The organism is Bradyrhizobium centrolobii (genome assembly GCF_001641635.1).
Classification (GTDB): domain Bacteria; phylum Pseudomonadota; class Alphaproteobacteria; order Rhizobiales; family Xanthobacteraceae; genus Bradyrhizobium; species Bradyrhizobium centrolobii.
The window spans coordinates 96,123-120,994 of record NZ_LUUB01000039.1; the positions used below are offsets into that span (position 1 = coordinate 96,123).

Genomic DNA, 24,872 nt, shown 5'->3' on the forward strand with positions numbered 1-24,872 from the left:
CCACGAAATCGCGGCCCTCGAGCCGGCGATCCAGCACGCCATAGAGCCGGCGCGTCTCCGCCATGAAGCGCTTCAGGCCGTAGGCGCGGTCCTGCTCATTCTCGAGCGCGATGAAGTGGTGCACCTGGCCGGGCATCGGACCGAAGCCGCCCATCTGCCACATCAGCCATTCGTAGACCGGGATGCGTCCGGCCAGCGATTTCGGCAGGAATTTTCCGGTCTTCTCGCCGAGATAGAGCAGGATCGCGCCGGACTCGAACACGCTGACGGGCTTGCCGTCGGGCCCTTCGGGGTCGACGATCGCCGGGATCTTGTTGTTCGGGCTGAGCTTGAGGAACTCCGGCGCCATCTGCTCGCCCTTGGTGATGTTCACCGGGATCACCTTGTAGGGCAGCCCCATTTCCTCCAGCGCGACCGAGATTTTGCGGCCGTTCGGAGTGTTCCAGGTGTGGAGCTCGATGGTCATTCCCTGTTTCCTTCCCCAAGAGATGGCCCTCAACTACTCCAGAAGGTTGCACCCCTACAACCGGCGGTGCGGGAATGGCGGACCGGCCGCCCGCGCGGCCGCTCCCCTGTTGACGGGCGATTTGACAGGCACCGCGCCCTCTGGAATGTCGCCGCCGTGGCGGATAAATTCCGCCTCCTCCAAAAAGCTCCCGAGGGACCGTCGTGTCGAAATCTGCCTCCCGCGCCCGCCTGTTCGAAATCATCCGCCGGCGCTCCTTCGGCCGCGGCGAGGTGACGCTCGCGTCGGGCCGCAAGAGCGATTTCTACTTCAACCTGAAGCCGACGATGCTGGACCCGGAGGGCGCGACCCTGCTCGCCGAGCTGACCTATGAGGCGCTGAAGGACGACCAGCTCGATTTCATCGGCGGGCTCGAGATGGGCGCGGTGCCGCTTGCCGGCGCGCTGGCGCAGATCTCCTGGATCAAGGGCCATCCGATCGCGGCCTTCTTCGTGCGCAAGAAGCCGAAGGAGCACGGCGCTAAGCTCGCGATCGAGGGCCTCGCCAAGGGCGAGACGCTTGAGGGCAAGCGCGTCGTGATCGTCGAGGACGTCACCACCACCGGCGGCTCGGCGATGAAGGCGGTGGAATCGGTGCGCGAGAGCGGTGCCAATGTGGTGCTGGTGCTCACCATGGTCGACCGCGAGGAAGGTGCCACCGATACGTTCGGACACGCCGGCCTGCCGTTCCGCTCGCTCTACAAGGCGTCGGAATTCTTGAAGGCGTGAAGCGGCGAAGCTCTCTCGGTTCGTCCTGTCTGGGCTTGACCGGGCATTCGCTTTTTTTGCCGACCGAAAGATTGTGGTGGCCGGGACACAGGTCCACCGAAAGGCTGCGCGGCCATAAAGAGGTCACCGCCTCGTCTTGAAACCGCCCCCGCGCAACTGCTCATTTACCATCGCGCCTTATGGTGAATCATGTGCTGAGACCTCCCTGGTTGCAGCCGGTTCAGTAGCTTCGGGTGGAGTGAGCATTGCGTACAGAGTTGTCCCATGCGCGGCGACAGCGTCGCGTGCTCCTTGCGGCCTCCATCCTGGCGGCTCCAATCGTCGCGGCACCGGCCCCCGTTTCGGCCCAAGGCCTGTTCGACTTCTTCTTCGGCGGAATGCAGCAGCAGCGACCGCAGCGCGAGGTGCCGCAGGGGAGCTCCTACACCGATCCCTTCACCGGCCAGCAGAACGCGCCCGTCCAGCAGCAATACGTCCCGCCGGCGCGGACGGCGGCGGCCGGCGGCTCGGGCCCGGCCTTCTGCGTACGCACCTGCGACGGAAAATACTTTCCGCTGATGCGCGGCATCGCTTCGCCGGCGCAGATGTGTCAGGCCTTCTGTCCCGCCACCGCCACGAAGGTCTATTTCGGTTCCAGCATCGACGGCGCTTATTCGCAGACGGGTGAGCGTTACGCCGACAGCGAGAATGCGTTCGCCTATCGCAAGGCGCTACGTGCCGACTGCACCTGCAACGGCCGCGAGCCGGTCGGCCTCGCCCCGGTCGATCTCGCGCTGGACGGCTCGCTGAAGGCCGGCGACGTGATCGCAACCTCCGACGGCCTCGTTGCCTATACCGGCATCCGCGTCGGCAACGACCAGGCCGCGGAGTTCACGCCGGTCGCCTCCTATCCGGGCCTCACCGCCCAGGTCCGCGCGCGCCTCGGCGAGATGAAGGTCGCCCCGGTCCGCGCCGAGACGGTGGCCGCGGATGCGCCGGGCGCGGAGATCGTGCGCGAGACGCCGCCTGATGTGACGGTGCCGAAGACGCAGGCGCAGAAACCGGCGAAGCGCGCGGGGCTGGATTAGGTCCCAACCAAGCCGTCATTGCGAGCGAAGCGAAGCAATCCAGAAATGCCCCCGCGGCGACACTCTGGATTGCTTCGCTTTGCTCGCAATGACGGAGGATGTTGCGCTACCGCCCGATAATCACCCCGATCACGTTCGGCGCCGCCAGATATTTCTCCTCGATCGCGGCACGCGCGGCGGCGCGGTTGTCCGGCGTGAGCAGCCCGCGCTTCTCGGCCAGGATCATCCAGCAAAAGCCCCACCAGTCGGTCAGCATGCCCTGATCGTCGACGAGGTCATAGCCCTGCTCGGCCGCGAAGATGCGCGCATTCGCCTCATCCAGCGTGTCGAGGAACAGGTGGTCCTCGGCGGAGAACAGATCGTCGCTGATGTCGTCGATGGTGTAGCCCCAGATCGACTGGCAGACCGCGTTGAACTCGCGGTCGAACTGGTCGTCATCGACCGCATAGCGCCGCGCCGCCTGATGCAGCCGCGACAGCGAGCGCGCAAAATCGGCGATCCGGGTGAGGGCAAACTGATCGAAGGCAATGGTGGACATGTAGTCCTCGCGAAGTCGGACAGACGCTAGATATTGTGTCGGCAACGCGCCGAATCACAATGATATATCAAAGACTTGCTAAAGTGTTCTTAATTTGTTCTGAGCACAGGACAGAATGAGGCGACAGCAAATGATTCAGAGGATCATCGAGCTTAGTCGTCGGACAGGCTTCGTTACCTTCGAACAGCTCAACGAATTGCTACCCTCAGCCACCACTGAGCCGGAGGATATCGAAGCTGTCATGCAGGCTTTGAGCGACGAAGGAATAAATCTCATCGATGACGATCAAACCTGAATCCGAAAGCCGTGCCCGACAATGCCGCCGGAAACCATTGCGCGCGAAAAACGGCTCAAGTTCTGGGAACGCGATTGGAAGATCAAGCTGATCGAAGAAAACAATCCCGACTGGAACGACCGGTCGGGCCTCCTCTAACAGTCGGGGTAATGGGTCCTGGCTTTCGCCAGGACGACGTTGTGGCGGAAGCCTTCGCCGGGACGACGATGTGGTGGGAGCCTTCGCCGGAGCAACACCTTGTTTGTGGCGGCCGTTCGTTGCGGCGAGCCCTCGCCCCTCAATTCGCCGCCGACATCAGCTTGTCGCCGCACGCGCTCGCATAGAACTTGCCGCCGCATTGGTGCTTGATGGCGGCACAGCGCACTGCGGGAGTGGCGGTTTGCTGCAGCGAGACGGCGCAGGTCAGGCCGTCGGCGCTGCGGCCCGATTTGCCGGCGGCGAAGGCGGCGCTGGATGCGGTGATGCAGACGACGAGCAAAGCTGCGGCGGCGATTTCAATCAGCAGTCTCATGGGGCGTCTCCTCCACACTGATGGCTGAATCTGCCCGCAATCTCGCATCGAATCCACGTTTCTCCGTGCGCGCCCGGGTTCCCAAATCGGCCCATTCCTTGCATAAAATTACGCCAGCGCAGTGCACGGCCGCGCCGGCAGTGGTTCCGGTCCGGGGGCAGGACGCGTAAGCTTGAGTTCAGTAGTCTCGCGACCAGGAAGTGACGGCTTTGCAAGATTCATCGTTCCAGCCCAATTTTCCCGCACCCGGCCAGCCCATCGACGAACTGGCGCTGACCGAGATCAAGGGTGCGATCCTGGCGAAGCTCCGCCTTGCCATCGGCAAGGACGCCGGCATGGCGACCAAGCACGACTGGTACCAGGCCGCCGCGCTCGCGCTGCGCGACCGCATCGTGCATCGCTGGCTCACCGCGGAGAAGCGCAGCTACGACGCGGGGCGCAAGCGCGTCTACTACCTCTCGCTCGAATTCCTGATCGGCCGCCTCTTCACCGACGCGCTGAACAACATGGGGCTGCTCAATATCTTCGAGGTTGCGCTTGGCGATCTCGGCGTCTCGCTCCCTGACTTGCGCAAATGCGAGCCGGATGCGGCGCTCGGCAATGGCGGCCTCGGCCGGCTCGCCGCCTGCTTCATGGAAAGCATGGCGACGCTGTCGATCCCCGCGATCGGCTACGGCATCCGCTACGATTACGGCCTGTTCCGCCAGATCATCAATCAGGGCTGGCAGCAGGAATATCCGGACGAATGGCTGAGCTTCGGCAATCCCTGGGAATTGCAGCGGCCGGAGGTGATCTATCACGTCCATTTCGGCGGCGGCGTCGAGCATATCGACGACAAGGGCCGTGACCGCGCGATCTGGCACCCGGCCGAGACGGTGCAGGCGATCGCCTATGACACGCCGATCGTCGGCTGGCGCGGCCAGCACGTCAACGCGCTCCGCCTCTGGTCGGCACGCTCGCCCGATCCGTTGAAGCTCGACGTGTTCAACTCCGGCGACTATGTCAGCGCGAGCTCCGAGCAGGCGCGCGCGGAGGCGATCTGCAAATTCCTTTATCCGAACGACGAAAGCCCTGCGGGCCGCGAGCTGCGGCTGCGCCAGGAATATTTCTTCGTCTCGGCCTCGCTGCAGGATCTCGTCAAGCGGCACCTGTCGTCCGATGGCCAGTTGCGCAGCCTGTCGGCGAAGGTCGCGGTGCAGCTCAACGACACGCATCCGAGCCTCGCGGTCACCGAGCTGATGCGGATCCTGGTCGACCTGCACAATTTCCGCTGGGACGAGGCCTGGAAGATCACGGTCGCAACCCTCTCCTACACCAATCACACTCTGCTGCCCGAGGCACTGGAGACCTGGCCGGTCGAGCTGTTCGAGCGCTTGTTGCCGCGGCACCTCGAGATCATCTACCGGATCAACGTCCAGCATCTGGCGCTTGCCGAAGCGCGCTGCCCCGGCGATATCGATTTCCGTGCCTCGGTCTCGCTGATCGACGAGAAGAGCGGCCGCCGCGTGCGCATGGGCCAGCTTGCCTTCGTCGGCTCACACCGCATCAATGGCGTCTCGGCGATGCATTCGGACCTGATGCGCGAGACCGTGTTCCACGATCTCAACCATCTCTATCCCGGCCGCATCACCAACAAGACCAACGGCATCACCTTCCGCCGCTGGCTGATGCTGGCGAACCCGAAGCTGACCGACCTGTTGCGCGAGACCTGCGGCGAGGCCGTGCTCGACGATCCGACGCAGCTCAGCCTGATCGAGGCGCGCGCCAGCGACGTCGAGTTTCAACGGAAATTCCGCGCGGTCAAACACCACAACAAGACGGCACTTGCGCGCCTGATCGGCGAGCGGCTCGGCATCCAGGTCGATCCGAGTGCGCTGTTCGACGTGCAGATCAAGCGTATCCACGAATACAAGCGCCAGCTCCTCAACATCATCGAAACGGTCGCGCTGTACCAGGCGATGAAGGACGATCCCAACGGCAACTGGGTGCCGCGGGTGAAAATCTTCGCCGGCAAGGCGGCGGCGAGCTACCGCTACGCCAAGCTGATCATCAAGCTGATCAACGACGTCGCCGAAATCGTCAACAACGATCCCGCAATCGGTGGCAGGCTGAAGGTCGCCTTCCTGCCCGACTACAATGTCAGCCTTGCGGAAGTGATCATTCCCGCGGCCGACCTCTCCGAGCAGATCTCGACCGCCGGCATGGAGGCCTCCGGCACCGGCAACATGAAGCTGGCGCTGAACGGCGCCATCACCATCGGCACGCTCGACGGCGCGAACATCGAAATCCGCGACCATGTCGGCGCGGAGAACATCGCGATCTTCGGCATGGAAGCCGGCGACGTGATGATCCGCCGCAAGCAGGGGCTGGATGCCGCCGACGTGATCCGGAGGTCGCCAAAGCTTTTGCGCGCGATCAATTCGATCGCGACCGGCGAGTTCTCGCCCGGCGATCCCGGACGTTTCGAATCCATCGCACATGCTCTGCGCCATCTCGACCATTACATGGTCAGCGCCGACTTCGATTCCTATTACGAGGCGCAGCGCAGCATCGACGCGCGCTGGCAGGTGGTGCCGGCCTGGACGCGCGCCAGCATCCTCAACGTCGCGCGCATGGCGTGGTTCTCCTCCGACCGCACCATCCGCGAATACGCCGAGGAGATCTGGAACGTGCCGGTGCATCCAACCACGCCGTTGCTGCCGGACCTGCGCGACGTCGCGGGCTGATTTTTCCGCTGGACGGAATCCGTTACCTCAGAGGTCATTGCACTGTCTCCCGAAGATGATGATATGACCGTCATCATCTCCAAGGAAACGGTGCGGGCAGTGGCCCACCGTTGCCTCAACGTCGTCATTGCGAGCGAAGCGAAGCAATCCAGAATCTCGCCGCGGCTGCAGCCTGGATTGCTTCGTCGCTTTCGCTCCTCGCAATGACGACTGACTGCCCGCACTGAGGACCAATAATGCACGCCAAGCTCCCGCACCCCTTCGACGAGGCAACGCGCGTCACTGCCGGCGACAGCAGATGGCAGGGCCATACCAGCGACGACTACTGGGCCTTTGTCGGCCCGTTCGGCGGGGCGACCGCCGCAACGATCCTGCGGGCGCTGATCGACCATCCGCAAGCCGCCGGCGATCCCCTGGCGGTCACGGTCAACTACTGCGCGCCGATCGCGAAGGGGCCGTTCGACCTCGACGTGCGGCTGGTGAAGGCCAACCGCTCCAGCCAGCACTGGAGCGTCGAGCTGTCGCAGGGCGGCGGCGAGGTCGCAACGCTGGCCACCGCCGTGTTCGCCGAGCGCCGGCCATCCTGGTCGCATGAGGTCGCGAGACGCCCCGACGCCAAGCCGTTCGAGCAGACGCTACCCTTTCCCAAGATCGCAGCGTCCTGGGCCAACCAGTATGAATTCCGGTTCGTCGACGGCGAGATGCGGATCGGCCCGCCACAGGCCGAACTCGCTAGCACCTATTCCAAGGTCTGGATCGGCGATCGCACGCCGCGCAAGCTGGACATGCTGTCGCTGATGTCGATGTCGGACGCATTTTTCGGCCGCATCTTCCACGCGCGGCGCGAGCTTGTGCCGTTCGGCACGGTGTCGCTGACGACCTATTTCCACACCGATGCGGCAGAGCTCGCGGCCGAGGACATCACCCGCGTGCTCGCCACCGCTGATGCAAAGATCTTCCACAAAAGCTACGGCGATCAGAACGGCGAGCTATGGTCCCCGAACGGCCGCCTGCTCGCGACCACGACGCAAATCGCGTATTTCAAGGCGTAGCTTTCGTCTGCTGACGCGCCAGCCGCGAACGCTGTAACTGACGGAGCGCCAGTATCTTACCTCAATGTCGTCCCGGCGAAGGCCGGGACCCATACCCCAGGGAGAAGTTGTGGCGCGAGATGCTGGTTGGCAGTCTTCGCCAAACTCGATCCTGTGGTTGGGTCCCGGCCTTCGCCGGGACGACACCTGATGTGTGTCTAGCGCTAGCGCACACAACAAAAAGGGCGGCCTCGCGGCCGCCCTTTTCAATTCCAACCGCGAAGGCCTTACTCCGCCGCGAGCTTCACGTCCGGAGCTGCCGCACGCACCTCGGCGTCGACCTGGGCTTCGAACTTCGCAAAGTTCTTCTGGAACATGCCGATCAGCGCGCGGGCGGTCTTGTCGAACTCGTCCTTGTCCTTCCAGGTGTTGACCGGGTTGAGGATCTCGCTCGGCACGCCCGGAAGCGCGGTCGGGACCGCGAAGCCGAAATACTTGTCGGTGCGGAATTCGACGTTGCGCAAGCTTCCGTCGAGCGCCGCGGTGAGCAGCGCGCGCGTCACCTTGATCGGCATGCGCGAGCCGACGCCGTACTTGCCGCCGGTCCAACCGGTGTTGACCAGCCAGCAATCGACATTGTGCTGGGCGATCAGGTCGCGCAGCATGTTGCCGTAGACAGACGGGTCGAGCGGCAGGAAGGGCGAGCCGAAGCAGGTCGAGAATTCCGGCTGCGGCTCGTTGCCGAGGCCACGCTCGGTGCCCGCGACCTTGGCAGTGTAGCCGGAGAGGAAGTGATACATCGCCTGCGCCGGCGAGAGCTTTGCGATCGGCGGCAGCACGCCGAAGGCGTCGGCGGCGAGCATCACCACGTTCTTCGGCTGCGGCGCGCGGCCGGTGCGCGAAGCATTCGGGATGAAGTCGAGCGGATAGGCCGAGCGCGTGTTCTCGGTCTTGGAGCCGTCGTCGAAATCCACCACGCGGGTATCTTCGTCGAGTACGCAGTTCTCGAGCACCGCGCCGAAGCGCGTCGAGGCGGCAAAGATCTGGGGCTCGGCTTCCTTGGACAGCTTGATGCACTTGGCGTAGCAGCCGCCTTCGAAGTTGAACACGCCGTTCGGGCCCCAACCGTGCTCGTCATCGCCGATCAGCGTGCGGTTGGGATCGGCCGAGAGCGTGGTCTTGCCGGTGCCGGAGAGGCCGAAGAAGATCGCGGCATCGCCGCCTGCGCCGACATTGGCCGAGCAGTGCATCGGCATCACGCCGCGCTCGGGCAGGTAATAGTTCAGCGTGGTGAAGACCGACTTCTTCATCTCGCCGGCGTAGTACGAGCCGCCGATCAGCACGATCTTGCGCGCGAAGTCGATCGCGACGACGTTCTCCGAGCGCACGCCGTGACGTTTCGGATCGGCGCGGAAGCTCGGCATGTCTATGATGGTAAGTTCCGGCACGAAGCTCGACAGCTCAACCGCCTCGGGGCGGATCAGCAGCGTGCGGATGAACAGCGAATGCCAAGCGAGCTCGGTGAATACGCGCGTCTTGATCCGATAGGCCGGATCGGCGCCGCCGTAGAGGTCCTGCGCAAACAGCGACTTGCCTTCGGCGTGCTTGAGGAAGTCCTGATAGAGTGCCTCGAACTGCTCCGCGGTGATCGATTGATTGCCGGCCCACCACATCTTCTTGTCGGTGGTGTCGTCACGCACCGTGAACTTGTCTTTCGGGCTGCGGCCGGTGAATTCGCCTGTGTCGGCGCACAGCGCGCCGTCGGCAGACAGCATCGCCTCGCCCGCGGAGAGCGAGTATTGATAGAGCTGTGGTGCGCCGAGGTTCCAATGAACCTGTTTGAGATTCTTTAAGCCGAATTTGTCGGCGCCGAAGGCACCGTTGCGCACGCCCGTCTCTTGCACGAAAAATCCTCCTAGATCCCGCGTCACTCAGCGCGACGAAGTTTTGGCGCCATCGCGGTCACCGTGAATAATAGCCCATCCAGCCTCGGCTGCACGACCTAATAATGATGAACGCTGGCGTTGCCAAGCTGATCCCGCAGGATTTGGTTTATTCAAAGACCGCGCCCATGGGTCGCGCGTCCATCGCAGTGCAGAAGTGCGACAAACAATCGATGATCGCGCAACCAAATCAGCCAAAGCAAAACTGCTGCGGCGCACAATCGCAATATTCTACCGCTGGGAACCCTCGCCGATCAGCACGAACGGCGCCCAGATCGCGGGATAGGCATTGCGCGGTGACGAAGCGTCATCGAGATAGGCCAGCATCGCGCGCCGCAAGGCTTCGGCACGGCCAATTTCTGGTTCGTTCTTGAGCAGCTCGAAAGTCGACGTGGTCAAGCGGGTGGCAGCCTCTGAATCCACGGCCCAGTGCGAGACCAGCAGCGCGCGGGCACCGGCGTAGAAGAACGAGCGCGCCAATCCCGACAGCGCCTCGGCGCCGGGCTTGTCACCGGCAATCGTGTTGCACGCCGACAGCACCACCCAATCCGCATTGAGCTTGAGCTGCGCGACTTCGCTCGCAGTGAGGAGACCGTCGTCGAGTTCGGAGGGCTGATCGGGAATTGAGAGCGCGAGTGATGGCTCGCCCAGTCCCTTGACGTCGCCGGCGACGAGGCCGTGGGTTGCAAAATAGACGATGCTGTATTGAGCAAGCGCTGCACGCTTGAGCGTCGTCTCACTCGCATCGCGTCCGAGATGGATATCGGCCTCGGCCGCGCCGACATCCTTCGCCACCGCGTTGAGCTCGTCCGCGGTATCTGGCAGTGGCGGCAGCGCCTGCGAAAGCCTGGCGCGATCGACGCCGGCGCCGCGCCAGAAGTCGGTATAGGCGACGGCAGCCAGGCTGCGCGCGGCAACCTTCGCGCTCGTCGCGCGCCGGTCGGCAGGCATTGCCTCGGAAGGGTTGAACACCGGATCGCCAAAGCCCGTCATCGGCTTGGCGCCCTGGTCCTTGCGGACAAAGGCGCGCAGCGATTTCAGGCTGACCACCGAGGGCAGCATAGCCACCGCCTGACGCCGCAACAGCCAGGCGGCGCTGCGGTAGCCTTCGAGCGTGTCAGGGATGGCAGCTTGCGGCTTCTTCGTGACCAGCAGATGAAACGGCAGCGCAGTCAGCGCCCCCGACGGCACCAACAGCAGGCTGCGCTTCTCCTTCGTCAGCGCCTCGACCGGACCGAGCAGCGCGACATAGAGCTCGTCGGCGAGCGCAAGATCGAACAATCCCGACTTGCCCGACGCATCGCGCGCCTTGCCGACATCGAGCCCTCGGCGGAAGGCGGACAGTTTCTGCGCCAGATCGTTTGCGCCGAGCGGAATTTCCTTCCAGTCGACGCTCTCGCGCGTGATCGCGACGACATAGCTGCGCTTGTCGACCACGGAATAGAGCACCATTGCCTCGTCGGCCGACAACAGCGCCTGGATGTCCTTCGCCGTCAGCGGCAGCGGATTGGAGAGCGAGGCGTAGTCGGGGAATTCGACGGCAAGCGTCTTCTGCAAGCCGGCGCGATCGCTCGCGATCGCCACGAGCCGCGCGGCTGCGCCGCTCGACCGTGACGTCGCGCTGGGCGGATGGCTTCGACACCGCGGCAATGATCGCCTTGTCGAGCATCTCGGCCTCGGCCGCGAGGTCCTGATCCCGGCGCACGAGTTCGGCGAGCCGATCGCTGCCGGCAGCAAGGCGCACCGCGAGCTTGTTCACGGCGGAAGCGGCGGAGGATTGCGTGGCGCGCTGGATCGCGGCGAGCGCGTCGTCCAGGGCCTTGCCGTCGGGCAGCAGAGATTGCTGACGCGCGGCGAACAGGACCGGCAGCACGACGCGCAACTGCGCGCGATCGTTGCCGAGCGTCCTTTCCGCGAGCGGCAATGCGTCGGCGGTCTTCCCGGACTCGTACAGGAAATAGGCGAGGTTGCTCGTCGAGGTCACAATGTCAGAGTGGTCGGCGCCGAGCGCATGCTCGCGGATCGCCAGCGCACGGCGATAGAGCGGCTCGGCGTCGGCGTAGCGCTGTTGGTGCTCGTAGAGACCGGCGAGATTATTGAGGGAGCGCGCGACGTCGAGATGATCCGGCCCCAGCACCTTTTCGCGGATCGCAAGCGAGCGCTTGATCGGCGCTTCGGCGTCAGCGTCGCGGTTGAGATCGCGGTCGAGCTGGCCGATGTTGTTCAGGATGGTGGCGACCGCTGGATGTTCGGGTCCAGCGACCTTCTGGTAGATGGCAAGCGCCCGCTGGAACAAAGGTTCAGCGTCGGCATAACGCTCCTGCTTGACATAGAGCGTGGCGAGATTGTTGAGGGCCTGGCCGACATCGGGATGCTCGCGCGACAGGGCCTTTTCGCGAACGGCGAGCGCGCTTGAACAGCGGCTCGGCCTCGGCGAAGCGGCCCTGCCGCTGATAAAGCGCGGCGAGATTGGTCAGCTCGGCCGCGACCAATGCGGTTTCGAGGCCGAGGGACTTCTCCATCAGCGCGATGGAGCGCTTGAACAACGGCTCGGCCAGATCGTCGCGGCCCTGGCCGTGACCGAGATTGTTCAAGGCGGCGGCGAGTTCGCGGCCGTTGTTGCTCCTCTCCAGGTCTGCGACCATGGCCTGTGCCAACGGAAGTGCTTCCGAATATCTGCCGGCCTGATTGAGCTCGTTGATCCTGGCACTCTGCGCAGCAAGACCGCCCTTCTGGGCAAGGGCGTTGCGGCGAGCGCAAGCGCCAAACCCGCGACCAGCGTCAAACGGCGACCTTTCATGAATCCTCTCGGCTAGCGACCAATTTACCGTCTTGGGTCGCGGCGATGCGCCGGGGCGTTCAATTTGTCGCAGCTACTCCCCTTTGGCCCGCGCCTCCCGCGCAAGCCTGACCAGCATCTTGCGCAGTGCGGCGCCGCTGATGACGCGCTCGGGGAATTCAAGCCGCAGCACGCTCTGCTCCGCCTGCATGTCGAGGCCTTCGGGATCGCAGCCGGTGCAGCGCCAGTCGCCCGCGGCCGCGTTGAGGAGCCTCGTCGCATAGAGGTCCATGGTGTCGCGGTGATCGGCATTCATGTACGCGACGGCACCTTCTTCCGCCGCCAGCAGATCCTCGGCCCCGGCGAGGTCGGTGAGGAACTGCTCGGGCTTGAGGTCGACGATCCGGCCAAAGCCGGCAACCAGATGAGTTCCCGTGGGATGGATCCGGAAGAACGAAAAATCCTTAAACGAAACAAAGGCTTCCGCCGATGGATGGGCATTGAGATAGCGCCGCTGAAGGAGATCCCGGTCCTCCTCGGCTTGTTCCGCCTGGCCGGACAGCATGATCCGGGCGCCCTCCAAGGGATCGCCGGGCGCGCGCTCGTCCAGCATCAGGGAGACCCTGGCATCGGCAAGGATGTTCCTGGTGTGAACGGCGAGGCGGGAGATCAGCAGGATGGGCGAGCCGTCCGGATGGCTCGCCAGATTGACCAGCGAGCAATAGGGATCGCCGCTGCCGGCCATCAGTGTTGCCAGGGCGCCCTGCCGGGAGCGGCGCAACAGCGATTTGGCGAGCTTTCCGGGGTCGAAATCGGGGGTCGGTTGCATCGGCTTTCTCGGCTCAGGAGGTTGCAAGGGGGACCTTTTTTCGGGTAAACGGGGGTCCGGTTATGGGTCGAAACGCGGCGAATCTGCCGCGTTTCGTGGAACTTGGTCACACTTCAGCCCAGCTTGCATTGCTCGGTGACAAAGTTCGAACCTCAAGTTCGGGACCCATGTATGCGGCGCATCACTGGATTGCTCGCCGTTTCAAGCCACGACCCAAAACGGAAAGCAGAAAGCAGAGGCTCATGCCCACAATCGCTTTGGTCGACGACGACCGCAACATTCTCACATCCGTCTCGATCGCGCTGGAAGCCGAAGGCTACCGCATCATGACTTACACCGACGGTGCCTCCGCGCTCGACGGTTTTCGTACCACTCAACCGGATCTCGCCATCCTCGACATCAAGATGCCGCGCATGGACGGGATGGAGACGTTGCGGCGGCTGCGGCAGAAATCAGACCTGCCGGTGATCTTCCTCACCTCCAAGGATGAAGAGATCGATGAGCTGTTCGGCCTCAAGATGGGCGCCGACGATTTCATACGCAAACCGTTCTCGCAGCGGCTGCTCGTCGAGCGCGTCAAGGCGGTGCTCCGCCGCTCGGCGCCGAAGGATCCGACCGCCGTGCCGAAGGAGAACGACGCCAAGGCGCTCGACCGCGGCCTTCTGCGCATGGATCCCGAGCGTCACACCTGCACCTGGAAGAACGAGCCGGTGACGCTGACGGTGACCGAATTCCTCATCCTTCAGGCGCTCGCGACGCGCCCCGGCGTGGTCAAGAGCCGCAACGCGCTGATGGACGCCGCCTATGACGACCAGGTCTATGTCGACGACCGCACCATCGACAGCCACATCAAGCGGCTGCGCAAGAAGTTCAAGGTGGTCGACACCGAGTTCGAGATGATCGAGACGCTTTACGGCGTCGGCTACCGCTTCAAGGAAGCCTGAGGCGCACGCGCCTTCACGAAAGCTACAGGGCCCGGTCGGTTCTGTTCCATCGGAACCGATATGGCTCTAGGATGCGGGGACCATCGCACGAGCTGTCCTAACGCGGGCGTAAGCATTGCTTGATCGAACGCAGCCTGATTCGAGCCTGAACGCCGAGGACGCCACCCGCGGCGTTCCGGCTCATTCGGACAAGGGCAAGCCGGCGGCGCCGGGCTGGCGGCCGCTGAACTGGCTCAAGCGCGCCGGACAGTTCTTCTTTGCGCTGTCCTTCTCGAGCCTGACCCGCCGCATCGTCTCGCTCAACCTCGCGGGCCTCGTCGCGCTGGTGGCGAGCATCCTGTATCTGTCGCAATTCCGCGCCGGCCTGATCGACGCGCGCGCACAGAGCCTGCTGGTGCAGGCCGAGATCATCGCCGGCGCGATCGCGGCATCGGCCACCGTGCAGACCAATGCCATCACCATCGATCCCGACCGGCTGCTCGACCTCAAACCGGGCGAGACCTATGGCGGGTCGGACGAATATTCGCCGCTGGATTTCCCGATCAATCCGGAGCGCGTGGCGCCGGTGCTGCGGACGCTGATCTCGCCGACCAAGACGCGCGCCCGCATCTACGATCCGAACGGCAGCCTGCTGCTCGACAGCCGCAACCTCGAGAACGTGCTTCGCTACGACCTGCCGCCACCCTCCGCCGAGAAGCCGAACATCGTCGAGCGCGGCATGACCGCGGTGCGCACCTGGCTGAACCGCGGCGACCTGCCGCTCTATCGCGAGCTCGGGCCGGAGAATGGCAATGGCTACTCGGAGGTGGCCGATGCGCTCCAGGGCCAGAAGCGCTCGATGGTGCGGGTCAATTCGCGCGGCGAAGTGATCGTCTCGGTCGCGGTCCCCGTGCTGCGCTCGCGCGCGATCCACGGCGCGCTGATGCTGTCGACGCAAGGCGACGACATCGACCAGATGGTGACAGCCGAGCGCCTCGCGATTCTGAAAGTCGGCGGCGTTGCGGCCGCGGTCATGATCATGCTGTCGCTCCTGCTCGCGAGCACGATCGCAGGTCCCGTGCGCCGGCTCGCAGACAGCGCCGAGCGCGTCCGGCGCCGCATCAAGACCCGCGTCGAAATCCCCGACTTCACCCGCCGCCGCGACGAGATCGGACACCTCTCCGGCGCGCTCCGCGACATGACCAGCGCCCTCTACAGCCGCATCGAGGCGATCGAGATGTTCGCCGCCGATGTCGCGCATGAGCTGAAGAATCCGCTGACCTCGCTGCGCTCCGCGGTCGAGACACTGCCGCTGGCACGCAACGAGAACAGCCGCGCACGCCTGCTCGAGGTGATCGAGCATGACGTCAAGCGGCTGGACCGGCTGATCTCGGACATCTCGGATGCGAGCCGGCTCGATGCCGAGCTGCAGCGCCAGGATGCCATTCCAGTCGACCTCAAGCGGCTCCTCACCACGCTCACCTCGGTCGCCAACGAGACCAAGCTCGGCCACGACGTCGCGGTCGAGGCGCGCTTCGAGGGCCGTGGCCCGACCGACAGCTTTTCCGTGCCCGGCCATGATTCACGACTTGGACAGGTGGTCTCCAACCTGCTCTCCAACGCGCAGTCCTTCTCCGAGCGCGGCAGCAAGGTGCGCCTGACCTGCCGCCGCGTGCGCGCGGAGATCGAGATCGTGGTCGACGACGACGGCCCCGGCATCCGCGAGGATGCGCTGGAGCGCATCTTCGAGCGCTTCTACACCGACCGGCCGCATCAGGGCTTTGGCCAGAACTCGGGCCTCGGACTTTCGATCTCCAAGCAGATCGTCGATGCGCATGGCGGGCGCATCTGGGCGGAGAATCGCGCAGGCCCGCCGGACGCCGACGGCACCCCGACGGTTGCCGGCGCGCGCTTCGTGGTGAGGCTGCCGGCGCTATGAGCGAAGGCGGCCAGAGCGTTCACGCCTCCGCGGTCAAGGTCGGAAATCTGGCGGTGCTGATCTGCGGGCCATCGGGCGCCGGCAAGTCGCGGCTTGCCTTTGAGTTGATCATGGCCGGCCGCGCCGGGGTGGTGGAGAAGGCCGTTCTGGTCGGCGATGACCGTGTCCATCTGGCGACAGTCGGCAACGAAATTGTAGTCCGCCCTGCCCGCATGTTGGCCGGCCTGATCGAGATCCGCGGCCTCGGAATTCGCCAGTGCGACTTCGTGGAGCATGCGACGGTCGGCCTCGTGGTCGATCTCGCCGCTCCTGACGCCGAACGCCTGCCGCCGCCCGAAGCGCTGAAAACACGCATTTTGGGTGTCGAATTACCGCGAATCCCGGTCGCGAGCGACTATTCGCCGCTGCCTTTGGTTGTCGCGGCCTTGACCACTACCAAGAGTTCATCTTCCGTTAACCCTTCAGGCGATTGTTTGAAGGGAAATGGTAACCATATGAACCCCACTATCGCGACCGAATAGACCGGCGCACCTCCCCTCATCCATCCGTCTAGATTCAGGGAGATACGTAACATCCCCTCTTGCGCGGGGGCTCTGGATGGTCAAAGTGGCGCGTTCGTGCGGTGCACCAAGAGCGCCCGCGAGGAGTTTTCCGATGATTGGTCTAGTACTTGTGACCCACGGGCGCCTTGCCGACGAATTCAAGGCGGCGCTTGAACATGTCATGGGCCCACAAAAGCAAATCGAAGCGATCACGATCGGCGCCGAGGATGATTCCGATCTCTGTCGAAGCGACATCATCGAAGCGGTTAACCGCGTCGATTCCGGCGACGGCGTTGCGATCCTCACCGACATGTTCGGCGGCACGCCGTCCAACCTTGCGATTTCCTGCATGAGCCGGCCCAAGGTCGAGGTGCTCGCGGGCATCAACCTTCCCATGCTGGTGAAGCTCGCGAAGGTTCGCGAGGAGCGTTCGCTGCCCGACGCGATCGCGATGGCCCAGGAGGCGGGCCGCAAATACGTCACCATCGCCAGCCGCGTGCTCGCCGGCAAATGAGCGACGACGCGCCGCTCGGAAACCAGACCGGGACAGGCGTGCCCGCAGGAGCGATTTCCAAAGAGCTCTTGATCATCAACAAGCGCGGGCTGCACGCCCGCGCCTCGGCGAAATTCGTCCAGACCGTCGAGCGCTTCAACGCGCAAGTCTGGGTGACGCGCGGCGGCGAGACCGTCGGCGGCACCTCGATCATGGGCCTGATGATGCTGGCCGCCGGCCCCGGCACCACCATCACGGTGGCGGCCGCAGGCAGCGATGCCGAAGCCGCGCTCGCGGCAATCACCGAGCTCGTCGAGAGCAAGTTCAACGAGGAAGGGACGTAAGGCTCCTCTCGCCAAGCGCCTTGCTGCGCCGCCTCGCCCCGCTCTTGCGGGGAGAGGTGGAAGCGTCACTTCTCCGGCGGCGCGATGTAGACGTTCCAGGTCATCGCCGGCCCGGCCTTGCCGTGGGTGAAGCGCCGCGTCGTCATCACCATGCGCTCGGCATTCGGCGCGGTCTCCGACACCCATTTCTCGAACGCCGGCAGGCGGCCGTCGGTCGGATCGAACACGCCGATGAAACCATACTTCTTGACGTCCTCGGGCGAAGTCAGCCCGGAGCTCCAGGCTTCGTTCGGCGTGAACGGGCTCGGATGATCGGGGCTGTAGAACACCATCGGCTGGATGGTTTCCATCGTGCCGGCGACGACCGCCCAGCGCGAGGCGAAGCGGCTGTGCCAGGCCTGCGTCAGTTCGCGCGCGAGCTCCGAGCGCGCGCCATAGGTCGCCGTATTGCCCGCATTGGCCGCCATCTCGCGCGCGGCGATCCACGGTGAGGCAGCGAGCGTTGCGACGCTGAGCACGAGCCAGATCGCGGCGATGTTGAACAGGCTCGCGCTCTGCACCCGCAGCGCAGGAATGGCGACCAGCGCCAGCGGCACCAGGAAGAACAGCGAGATGCCCCAATCGGTCTTCATGTAGATGCTGAAGACGAGCGCACCGAGCGGCGGGCCGATCGCAACGATGATCTGGATGATCCAGACATTCAGCGCCTGCGAACGGTTGACGCCGGGATTGGTGCCGCGCGCCCAGGCGCGCGTGACGATGCGCAAGGGCGCACGCAGGAACAGCGTGAACCATGGCGGCACCAGCGCCATCGCAAGCGCGGCGAGCGCGACCGGCAATGCCAGCAGCGCGACATTGTGCAGGACGTAGCCGAGTACGAGCTGGTGCACGAGGCCGCTATCCTCGAGACTGTACGTATCGCCCGCGTAGGTCAGCGGCACGAAATGCACATCGGCAAGCCAGACGATGTGCGGGATCATCGCGACGACGAGCGTTACGATCGCGACCCACGGCGCCGGCGACAACAGGAACTTCAGCCGCTCGGGATGGATCAGCGCGGCGAGCCCGATGGCGCCGATCATGGTCAGCACCCAGTACTTGGTCATCAGCGCCAGCGCGCCGGCAAGCCCGAGCCAGATGCCGGAGTGCCAGGTCCCTTTCTCGAAGGCGTTGAGATAAGCGAGCACGAGGAGCGGCAGAGTGACGAGCTGCAGCAGGTCGGGATTGTACTTGAAGCCCTTGAAATTGAAGATCGGGTAGAGCGCGACCATCACCACGACCAGGAACGCGCGCCTTGCATCCACCACGCGCAGCGCGACGAGCCAGCAGATCACCATGCCGACGCTGACGGTCGCCATCGCGAGCGCATAGGTCGCCCAGTCCGTCGCCGGGAACGCCTTGAACCAGAGGCCCGCGATCCAGCCCGACAGCGGCGGATGCTTGCCGTAGCCGAGCAGGAATTTCTGGCCCCAGGCGTAGGCTTCTGCGACGTCCATGTGAACGTCCTGCGCCGCCTTGAGATTGATCAGGATGAAGGTCCAGAGCACCGCATGCAGGATGGCAAGCTGGATCACCAGCGACAGGCGGGCCTCCGGCCGGGTCGCGCAGGCGACCAGCCACGCCCGGAAGCGGTTGTAACTCACGCGGGTCTTCGCGCGCGGTCTGGCGGAGGGAAGAGAGGTCGTCGACATCAGCCGTTGCGTAGCGCGTTTTTGACCCTGGTGGAATCAGCTTGGCGTGAAGAAAGGCCCTGAAAATACAGCAATATGGTTGCCGCACGGGGATGTGAGTGGTATCCCGCGCCCATGACGACCGTCCCCATTTCCAACATCCGCAATTTCTCCATCGTCGCCCATATCGACCATGGCAAATCGACGCTGGCCGACCGCTTGATCCAGATGACCGGCGGCCTGTCCGACCGCGAAATGGCAGGCAAGGAGCAGGTGCTCGATTCCATGGATATCGAGCGCGAGCGCGGCATCACCATCAAGGCGCAGACCGTTCGGCTGCAGTACCGCGCCAAGGACGGCAAGGATTACATCTTCAACCTGATGGACACGCCCGGCCACGTCGACTTCGCCTACGAGGTCTCGCGGTCGCTGGCGGCCTGCGAGGGTTCCGTGCTGGTGGTCGACGCCAGCCAGGGCGTGGAAGCGCAGACGCTCGCCAACGTCTACCAGGCGCTCGACAACAATCACGAGATCGTTCCGGTCCTGAACAAGGTCGACCTGCCGGCCGCCGAGCCGGAGAAGGTCAAGCAGCAGATCGAGGACGTCATCGGCATCGACGCCTCGGATGCCGTGATGATCTCGGCGAAGACCGGCCTCGGCGTGCCCGACGTGCTGGAAGCCATCGTCACCCGCCTGCCGCCGCCGAAGGGCGATCGCGACGCGACGCTGAAGGCGCTGCTGGTCGACAGCTGGTACGACGTCTATCTCGGCGTGGTCGTTCTGATCCGCGTCGTCGACGGCGTCATGAAGAAAGGCCAGCGCGTCCGCATGATGGGTACAGGCGCGGCCTACGACGTCGAGCGCGTCGGCTTCTTCACGCCGAAGATGCAGCAGGTCGAGGAGCTCGGCCCCGGCGAGATCGGCTTCATCACCGCCGCGATCAAGGAAGTCGCCGACACCCGCGTCGGAGACACCATCACCGACGACAAGAAGCCGGTTGCGGAAATGCTGCCGGGCTTCAAGCCGGCGATCCCGGTGGTGTTCTGCGGCCTGTTCCCGGTCGACGCCGATGATTTCGAAACCTTGCGCGCCGCGATGGGCAAGCTGCGCCTCAACGACGCCAGCTTCTCCTTCGAGATGGAGACCTCAGCCGCGCTGGGCTTCGGCTTCCGCTGCGGCTTCCTCGGGCTGTTGCACCTCGAGATCATCCAGGAGCGGCTGTCGCGCGAATTCGATCTCAACCTGATCGCGACCGCGCCGAGCGTCATCTACAAGATGAGGCTGACCGACGGCACCGAGATCGAGATCCACAATCCCGTCGACATGCCCGACGTGGTCAAGATCGCGGAGATCGACGAGCCCTGGATCGAAGCCACGATCCTCACCCCGGACGAATATCTCGGCAGCGTGCTGAAGCTGTGCCAGGACCGCCGCGGCTCGCAGAAGGAGCTCACTTACGTCGGCTCCCGCGCGATGGTGAAATACGATTTGCCGCTCAACGAGGTCGTGTTCGATTTCTATGACCGCCTGAAGTCGGTCTCCAAGGGCTACGCCTCATTCGACTATCATCTCACCGACTACAAGCCGGCCGACCTCGTCAAGATGCAGATCCTGGTCAATGCCGAGCCGGTCGATGCGCTCTCCATGCTGGTGCATCGCACCCGCGCCGAGGGCCGCGGCCGCGCCATGGTCGAGAAGATGAAGGAGCTGATCCCGCCGCACATGTTCCAGATCCCGATCCAGGCGGCGATCGGCGGCAAGGTGATCGCACGCGAGACGGTGCGCGCGCTGCGCAAGGACGTCACCGCAAAGTGCTACGGCGGCGACATCACGCGTAAGCGCAAGCTTCTGGAGAAGCAGAAGGAAGGCAAGAAGAAGATGCGGCAGTTCGGCAAGGTCGACATCCCGCAGGAAGCTTTCATTGCTGCGCTGAAGGTGGATAGCTGAGGTCCACGCTCAAGCCACCTGAAGCGTGACCAGATCAGGGTCCGGTCCGAGCCTTTCGCGACCGGACAATAAAATCTCGAAAACAACCCCATGCAAAGTAGCCGGCGGCTTGTCGGCATTGCCCTTTTTCGATTTTACGAAGTCCATTTGACTCGTCGGGCAAAACACCGGCAGGATGTCATCATCGCAGCTGACGTGATCGGTAGGCCTTGCCTCCCCATAGTAAGGGGTCGCAACCCGATCCTTCCCACGAAAGGTGAGCCGCGCCTGCTTCATTTGGCTTCCGCCAGCTTGCTGCCAGAAGCGTAAGCGGGGACCGCCCGCTACAAGCCCTGCGGACACACGATGACCCGCACCTTCAGGCGCCCAACGCTGGCCTCTAAATCATTTTCCAAGGTCCGCGGATTATCGCATCGCCTCTCAGGATCGTAGACTAGGCAGATCAGCGTATCGACGGTCGGCATCTGCGCATACCGCGCTACGTCGATGACGAGCTGATTGGCGGCCTCTTTCTGACCCAGGTTAGGACGCGTCATCTTCGCCTCAACAACGATCCGCTCGCGCGGTAAATAGAAGTCGACACGCGATGCATTCCCGGCGTAGCTCGGCGTGTATTCCTCGGGCCGCACATCATCAAAATGCAAATTAAGAATGGCATGCAGGATATCTTGCACATCGTACTCGTCATCGACTTCGAAGGGCGGTCTACCTCTCTGGCGATTTTGAAGGCGACCCACGAAAAGCGGAAATCTTCGGCATAATGCGACGATCCTCTCCTCGGGACCGATCTCGTCTGACGCCAGCGCTGCCCGCTCGGCCGCCCGGTTAGCCAATACGACAAGAGCCGCGGCTTCTGCCGCATCGCCAATTGGGATGGGTTGCGTCAGCGACCTAGACATCAACGCTTGTTCAATTTGTGCATCCTCGCCGGCGGTCGGGCCGCCGAAGGTAAGATAGATCGCGGCGGCAAGCGTGAGATCAGCAGTTCCCAATGCCTGCACATCCAGAGCGACCGCGGGTTGCTTGCGCCCAGCGGCATCGTCAACGGCAATCAGGGCGGCATGCGCCGCAAGACGCGACAAGGGCGTGCGAAACTGTCCTTGTGTTAGCCCTCGCATGATGGTGCCTGCCAGCCATTCGCGGTGCTCAGTCGGCACAGAGGGTAGCAGCACGCCAGCGGCCACCCCAAGAATTTCGATCGGATTGAAGATGAAGGATTGCCGGTCGGCGGGATAGATTTCACGTCCGCGCAGATGCTCGATAGCTTCGTTCCACAGCGCCAATGTGTCCGCGTCAGCGCGATCCAGTACATAGCCGAACGCAGCGATCTCAGGAGTCCGGCGCAGAAGCGCAGCGCTCGTCTGGCGCAGCGGCTGCGACATCAGCGGGATGGCGGGCATCCCCGCTCGCGCGAAAATCCGGCTGGCAAGACCTGTCGCGGGCTCAGGCCAGCACGATGGCGCGTGCAAGACCGCGCTCGCGGCGTTGATCAGGGAGGCACTGGCGCTTAGGACCAGCTGGCTCATAAGAACCACCGGCTCCATTTAAGTTTCACAGAAAGAGCGGTCGTCGAGAAGTTGGGAACATCCTTAAGCCGCCCGAGAAGCTCGGCGATGCGTTCCGAGTAGAAAATCGTCACAGGCGTACCTGCGGGCAGCGTTGACCGCCAGGACAGGCTCGTGAATTTCAAGACCTGTTCGGCCAGATAGTCGACATCCTTGAATGTCGAATCTTCATGCAACGAAATGAGCAAGGGCGCGGGCAGTGGAGAATTCTGGCGTTTGATCAGTTTCCCCGAGTTCGCGGCAAGGAGTCGCGTGGACCGCCCGATCCGCGCGATCGTGCCGCGCACTGGGGCAAACATTCCCTTCATAATGTCGCTGTCTCGCTTGATGGGCTCCCCTTTCTCCCCGCGGTCGATGATAAAGAATGGATGGTCGTGGGACACGGTAACGAACGCCATCTGGATATCTTGCTCGGCACCGATCTCCCGCGTGCAAGCGAACACGATCTTCGCAACGTCGACACGCTTCAGGGGCCGATGTGCATGGAAGATGACGCGGACCGTATCGCCGGGCCGCCAGTTGTTTCGCGCCTTCAGCTCTTTGAGAATTCCCAACATAGACTCGCGGACCATGTCGGGATAGCCCGCGTAATTGCACTCCTTCGACACATTGCCAAGGAGGTACGTGCCATCGCCACTGAAAACCGTGGTGATGCCTACAAATCTCTGGCGGTCTTCGAAGCGGCTGCCGGAAAGCTCAGCAAATCCCATCCCGACCACCAGCTCGTCGCTGATCGCCTTATCCTGATTGACCGTCCATGGGGTGCCGTTGAGCTTAGCGTAGACCGAAACCGAGAAATTCTGCAGCGTGTATTGCAGCTGCCCCGGCGGCTGCCCTACCGTCCACATGCGCACCTCTTGGGTCGGAATGCCAAGCGTGAGGAGAAGCGCCTTCGTCCGAATGTACGGGTTCTGCAAACCCTTTAAATGCGCATGCTCATCAAACAAAACAATAATGCTGCCCTGAACTTCCTCGCCCGACGAGAGGCGCGCCTCAATCGCTTGGCGATAGGTCGCTTCCGCTGTCGCCTTATCGGCGATGGAAACCGCGACCGGGCACATCACGAAGTCGACCTGCACCAAGCCGAAGAGATCACGGAAACCTTTTGGAAAGCCTCGATAGCTTGCCCCGAGACCGTCGCGAAACGCACGGAGAAGCGCCTCGACCTTGCCTTGCGTTGATGCAGGAAACACGACGAGAAGGCGCGGTGACTTGTTGGTGAACGTCGCCCGATCATACGGGCCGAATTGCGAGAGGCCGGGCCAAGCATAAGCAGCGCTCTTGGCGCCGGTCCGGTCGAACACGTAATCGACGGGCGGCGTTACGTATACACTCCGCGTCGTGTCATCGTTCTTGAACACGATGCGGTCGGTGATCTTTGCCTCAACACCTTGGGCGATCGGGAGCGGCGTTTTTGCGAGATGCGCTCCCATCTTGCCCACCACCCCGTCAAAGTCGGGGCCGAGCCGATAGGCCGTCTGCTCGTCATCGAGCGCGTTCACCAAGGCCTTGTAGCGCCCAGCTCCCAACAGGCCAGTCAGGCAACGCGCGACGTTCTCGCGCGACCCTTCAAGCTTGATCGAATCCACTGGGACGACATCGGTGTCTGTCGCCTCCGAGAGGTGCACTTGAGTGCCGGCGAGACGCCCAATTCGGCCGGCCAAACGGCGTTGCCCCTTCTCGGGATTGCGCCGCACGACGTACATCCCGGCCAAGTCGATATTGGCCGCGTGAAGATCCGACAACGGCACGTCGATGTCGTAGTGCATCCCGACATTGACGAAGACGCCAAGCCCTGCAACACCATCATTCGGTTCATACACTTTGGCGTTCAAGACAAAGCGGGGCGTGACCTTGAACCCGCTCAGCAACGGATGCAAAATTTTGGCTGACTGGGCCGCCGGCGCGATCAGTTCCGCCTTCTGGGCGAGGAAAGTGAACGGCCGGACACGGATCGGCGTGTACTGCGATACGGCGTCGCCGATGACGTCATCGATACGCGCACGCAGCAGCCATGGATGGGAGCGGACGCGCAACGGTTTGACCTCCCCGTCCACATTCGGCCCACCACTCCGCAGCCGCAAATGATAAAGCTTGCCTCCGACCCAATGGATGAACCAAAATCCGTCGAGTCGCTCGCGTTCGGCTTTGACCTCGCTGGGATTCGGAAATTCGCGAACGATCACATCGATCGCCTCGGGCAGTTCGACCTTGAAGCCGTTGGTAAAGAGGTTGCGCGGCTGCGGCATGAAGCGAATCGCGAGTGGTGGATGTCGTACCCATCTATCAACGTTTGGTAGCAGACAAAAGGCCCCACCAAGCGACATCGCAAGTCGTTGATATATCTGAAAATTAGCCGATCGAACCCCTTAGACGATTCTAGTTCGCCCAGGGCGCGGACGAGCGCAATGCAGCAGTCCATCGCACGCGCGCTGCGCAAGGACGTCACCGCAAAGTGCTACGGCGGCGACATCACGCGTAAGCGCAAGCTTCTGGA

General features: G+C 63.5%; 21 protein-coding genes and 2 pseudogenes. 13 read left to right on the plus strand and 10 right to left on the minus strand.

The window, feature by feature from the left end; translation table 11 throughout:
* Positions 1–466, minus strand: a 466-nt coding sequence (locus tag AYJ54_RS10230) for a glutathione S-transferase N-terminal domain-containing protein (protein WP_245328971.1), incomplete at its 3' end; no start/stop codon positions are given.
* Positions 467–669: 203 nt separating this feature from the next.
* Here AYJ54_RS10230 and pyrE point away from each other — a divergent pair.
* Entirely contained in the window at positions 670–1,233 is a 564-nt protein-coding gene (gene pyrE, locus AYJ54_RS10235) for an orotate phosphoribosyltransferase (protein ID WP_063698797.1), read from the plus strand.
* 245 nt (positions 1,234–1,478) lie between these two features.
* Complete coding sequence (locus tag AYJ54_RS10240; RefSeq protein ID WP_245328972.1) at positions 1,479–2,300, plus strand: DUF2865 domain-containing protein; 822 nt, start codon at positions 1,479–1,481, stop codon at positions 2,298–2,300.
* 106 nt (positions 2,301–2,406) lie between these two features.
* Here the strand turns inward: AYJ54_RS10240 and AYJ54_RS10245 are convergent, their stop codons facing one another.
* A complete protein-coding gene (locus AYJ54_RS10245; RefSeq protein ID WP_063698799.1) occupies positions 2,407–2,838 on the minus strand; it encodes a hypothetical protein in 432 nt (143 codons plus the stop codon).
* 130 nt (positions 2,839–2,968) lie between these two features.
* Between AYJ54_RS10245 and AYJ54_RS10250 the strand changes: the two genes are divergently transcribed.
* Positions 2,969–3,133 (plus strand): RNA polymerase sigma factor region1.1 domain-containing protein, encoded by a 165-nt coding sequence (locus AYJ54_RS10250; RefSeq protein ID WP_245328973.1) that lies wholly within the window; start codon positions 2,969–2,971, stop codon positions 3,131–3,133.
* Positions 3,134–3,410: 277 nt separating this feature from the next.
* On the opposite strand, the gene AYJ54_RS10260 is transcribed toward AYJ54_RS10250, so the two are convergent.
* Positions 3,411–3,644: a hypothetical protein gene (locus tag AYJ54_RS10260; protein WP_063698801.1), complete on the minus strand. Its 234-nt coding sequence runs from the start codon at positions 3,642–3,644 to the stop codon at positions 3,411–3,413.
* Positions 3,645–3,853: 209 nt separating this feature from the next.
* Between AYJ54_RS10260 and AYJ54_RS10265 the strand changes: the two genes are divergently transcribed.
* The 3 genes from AYJ54_RS10265 to AYJ54_RS10270 all read left to right on the plus strand — a co-directional run bounded on the left by AYJ54_RS10265 (position 3,854) and on the right by AYJ54_RS10270 (position 7,422).
* Positions 3,854–6,370, plus strand: coding sequence for a glycogen/starch/alpha-glucan phosphorylase (locus AYJ54_RS10265; protein ID WP_063698802.1), 2,517 nt, complete (start codon positions 3,854–3,856; stop codon positions 6,368–6,370).
* A gap of 63 nt (positions 6,371–6,433) precedes the next feature.
* Positions 6,434–6,577, plus strand: coding sequence for a hypothetical protein (locus tag AYJ54_RS50605; RefSeq protein WP_161491832.1), 144 nt, complete (start codon positions 6,434–6,436; stop codon positions 6,575–6,577).
* Between the two features lie 29 nt (positions 6,578–6,606).
* A complete protein-coding gene (locus AYJ54_RS10270) occupies positions 6,607–7,422 on the plus strand; it encodes an acyl-CoA thioesterase (RefSeq protein ID WP_063698803.1) in 816 nt (271 codons plus the stop codon).
* 266 nt (positions 7,423–7,688) lie between these two features.
* On the opposite strand, the gene AYJ54_RS10275 is transcribed toward AYJ54_RS10270, so the two are convergent.
* From AYJ54_RS10275 to AYJ54_RS10285, 3 genes and pseudogenes are all read right to left on the minus strand, one after another.
* Positions 7,689–9,305 carry a phosphoenolpyruvate carboxykinase gene (locus AYJ54_RS10275; protein ID WP_063698804.1) on the minus strand — a complete coding sequence of 539 codons (1,617 nt, stop codon included), beginning with the start codon at positions 9,303–9,305 and terminating at the stop codon, positions 7,689–7,691.
* A gap of 270 nt (positions 9,306–9,575) precedes the next feature.
* Positions 9,576–12,144, minus strand: a pseudogene (locus AYJ54_RS10280) (CHAT domain-containing protein).
* A gap of 73 nt (positions 12,145–12,217) precedes the next feature.
* Positions 12,218–12,952 (minus strand): HugZ family pyridoxamine 5'-phosphate oxidase, encoded by a 735-nt coding sequence (locus AYJ54_RS10285; protein WP_063698805.1) that lies wholly within the window; start codon positions 12,950–12,952, stop codon positions 12,218–12,220.
* A 242-nt stretch (positions 12,953–13,194) separates the two neighbouring features.
* Between AYJ54_RS10285 and AYJ54_RS10290 the strand changes: the two genes are divergently transcribed.
* The 5 genes from AYJ54_RS10290 (at position 13,195) to AYJ54_RS10310 (ending at position 17,193) form a co-directional block, all read left to right on the plus strand.
* Complete coding sequence (locus AYJ54_RS10290) at positions 13,195–13,896, plus strand: response regulator transcription factor (RefSeq protein ID WP_063698831.1); 702 nt, start codon at positions 13,195–13,197, stop codon at positions 13,894–13,896.
* A gap of 115 nt (positions 13,897–14,011) precedes the next feature.
* On the plus strand, positions 14,012–15,814 hold the full coding sequence (locus AYJ54_RS10295) for a sensor histidine kinase (RefSeq protein WP_063698806.1): 1,803 nt from the start codon (positions 14,012–14,014) through the stop codon (positions 15,812–15,814).
* Positions 15,811–16,335 carry an HPr kinase/phosphorylase gene (locus AYJ54_RS10300; RefSeq protein ID WP_063698807.1) on the plus strand — a complete coding sequence of 175 codons (525 nt, stop codon included), beginning with the start codon at positions 15,811–15,813 and terminating at the stop codon, positions 16,333–16,335. The genes AYJ54_RS10295 and AYJ54_RS10300 overlap by 4 nt, the downstream gene beginning before the upstream one ends.
* A 133-nt stretch (positions 16,336–16,468) precedes the next feature.
* Entirely contained in the window at positions 16,469–16,870 is a 402-nt protein-coding gene (locus AYJ54_RS10305) for a PTS sugar transporter subunit IIA (RefSeq protein WP_024339151.1), read from the plus strand.
* Positions 16,867–17,193, plus strand: coding sequence for an HPr family phosphocarrier protein (locus AYJ54_RS10310; RefSeq protein ID WP_063698808.1), 327 nt, complete (start codon positions 16,867–16,869; stop codon positions 17,191–17,193). The genes AYJ54_RS10305 and AYJ54_RS10310 overlap by 4 nt, the downstream gene beginning before the upstream one ends.
* 65 nt (positions 17,194–17,258) lie before the next feature.
* Here AYJ54_RS10310 and AYJ54_RS10315 read toward each other — a convergent pair whose 3' ends face one another.
* Positions 17,259–18,884, minus strand: coding sequence for a glycosyltransferase family 39 protein (locus AYJ54_RS10315; protein WP_063698809.1), 1,626 nt, complete (start codon positions 18,882–18,884; stop codon positions 17,259–17,261).
* Between the two features lie 114 nt (positions 18,885–18,998).
* On the opposite strand from AYJ54_RS10315, the gene lepA reads away from it, so the two are divergent.
* Complete coding sequence (gene lepA / locus AYJ54_RS10320) at positions 18,999–20,810, plus strand: translation elongation factor 4 (protein ID WP_063698810.1); 1,812 nt, start codon at positions 18,999–19,001, stop codon at positions 20,808–20,810.
* A gap of 9 nt (positions 20,811–20,819) precedes the next feature.
* On the opposite strand, the gene AYJ54_RS10325 is transcribed toward lepA, so the two are convergent.
* Genes AYJ54_RS10325 through ago form a run of 3 tightly spaced genes read right to left on the minus strand, consistent with a single transcriptional unit; the run spans position 20,820 to position 24,624 of the window.
* The gene (locus tag AYJ54_RS10325) at positions 20,820–21,086 is read right to left on the minus strand and encodes a hypothetical protein (protein ID WP_063698811.1); all 267 of its coding nucleotides are present in this window, start codon (positions 21,084–21,086) and stop codon (positions 20,820–20,822) included.
* 47 nt (positions 21,087–21,133) lie between these two features.
* A complete protein-coding gene (locus AYJ54_RS49155) occupies positions 21,134–22,336 on the minus strand; it encodes a PD-(D/E)XK nuclease domain-containing protein (protein WP_136623592.1) in 1,203 nt (400 codons plus the stop codon).
* On the minus strand, positions 22,333–24,624 hold the full coding sequence (gene ago, locus AYJ54_RS10335; protein ID WP_082905585.1) for a protein argonaute: 2,292 nt from the start codon (positions 24,622–24,624) through the stop codon (positions 22,333–22,335). The genes AYJ54_RS49155 and ago overlap by 4 nt, the downstream gene beginning before the upstream one ends.
* Positions 24,625–24,801: 177 nt before the next feature.
* Here ago and AYJ54_RS53955 point away from each other — a divergent pair.
* Positions 24,802–24,872 (plus strand): annotated as a pseudogene (locus tag AYJ54_RS53955) (hypothetical protein); the annotation flags it as partial.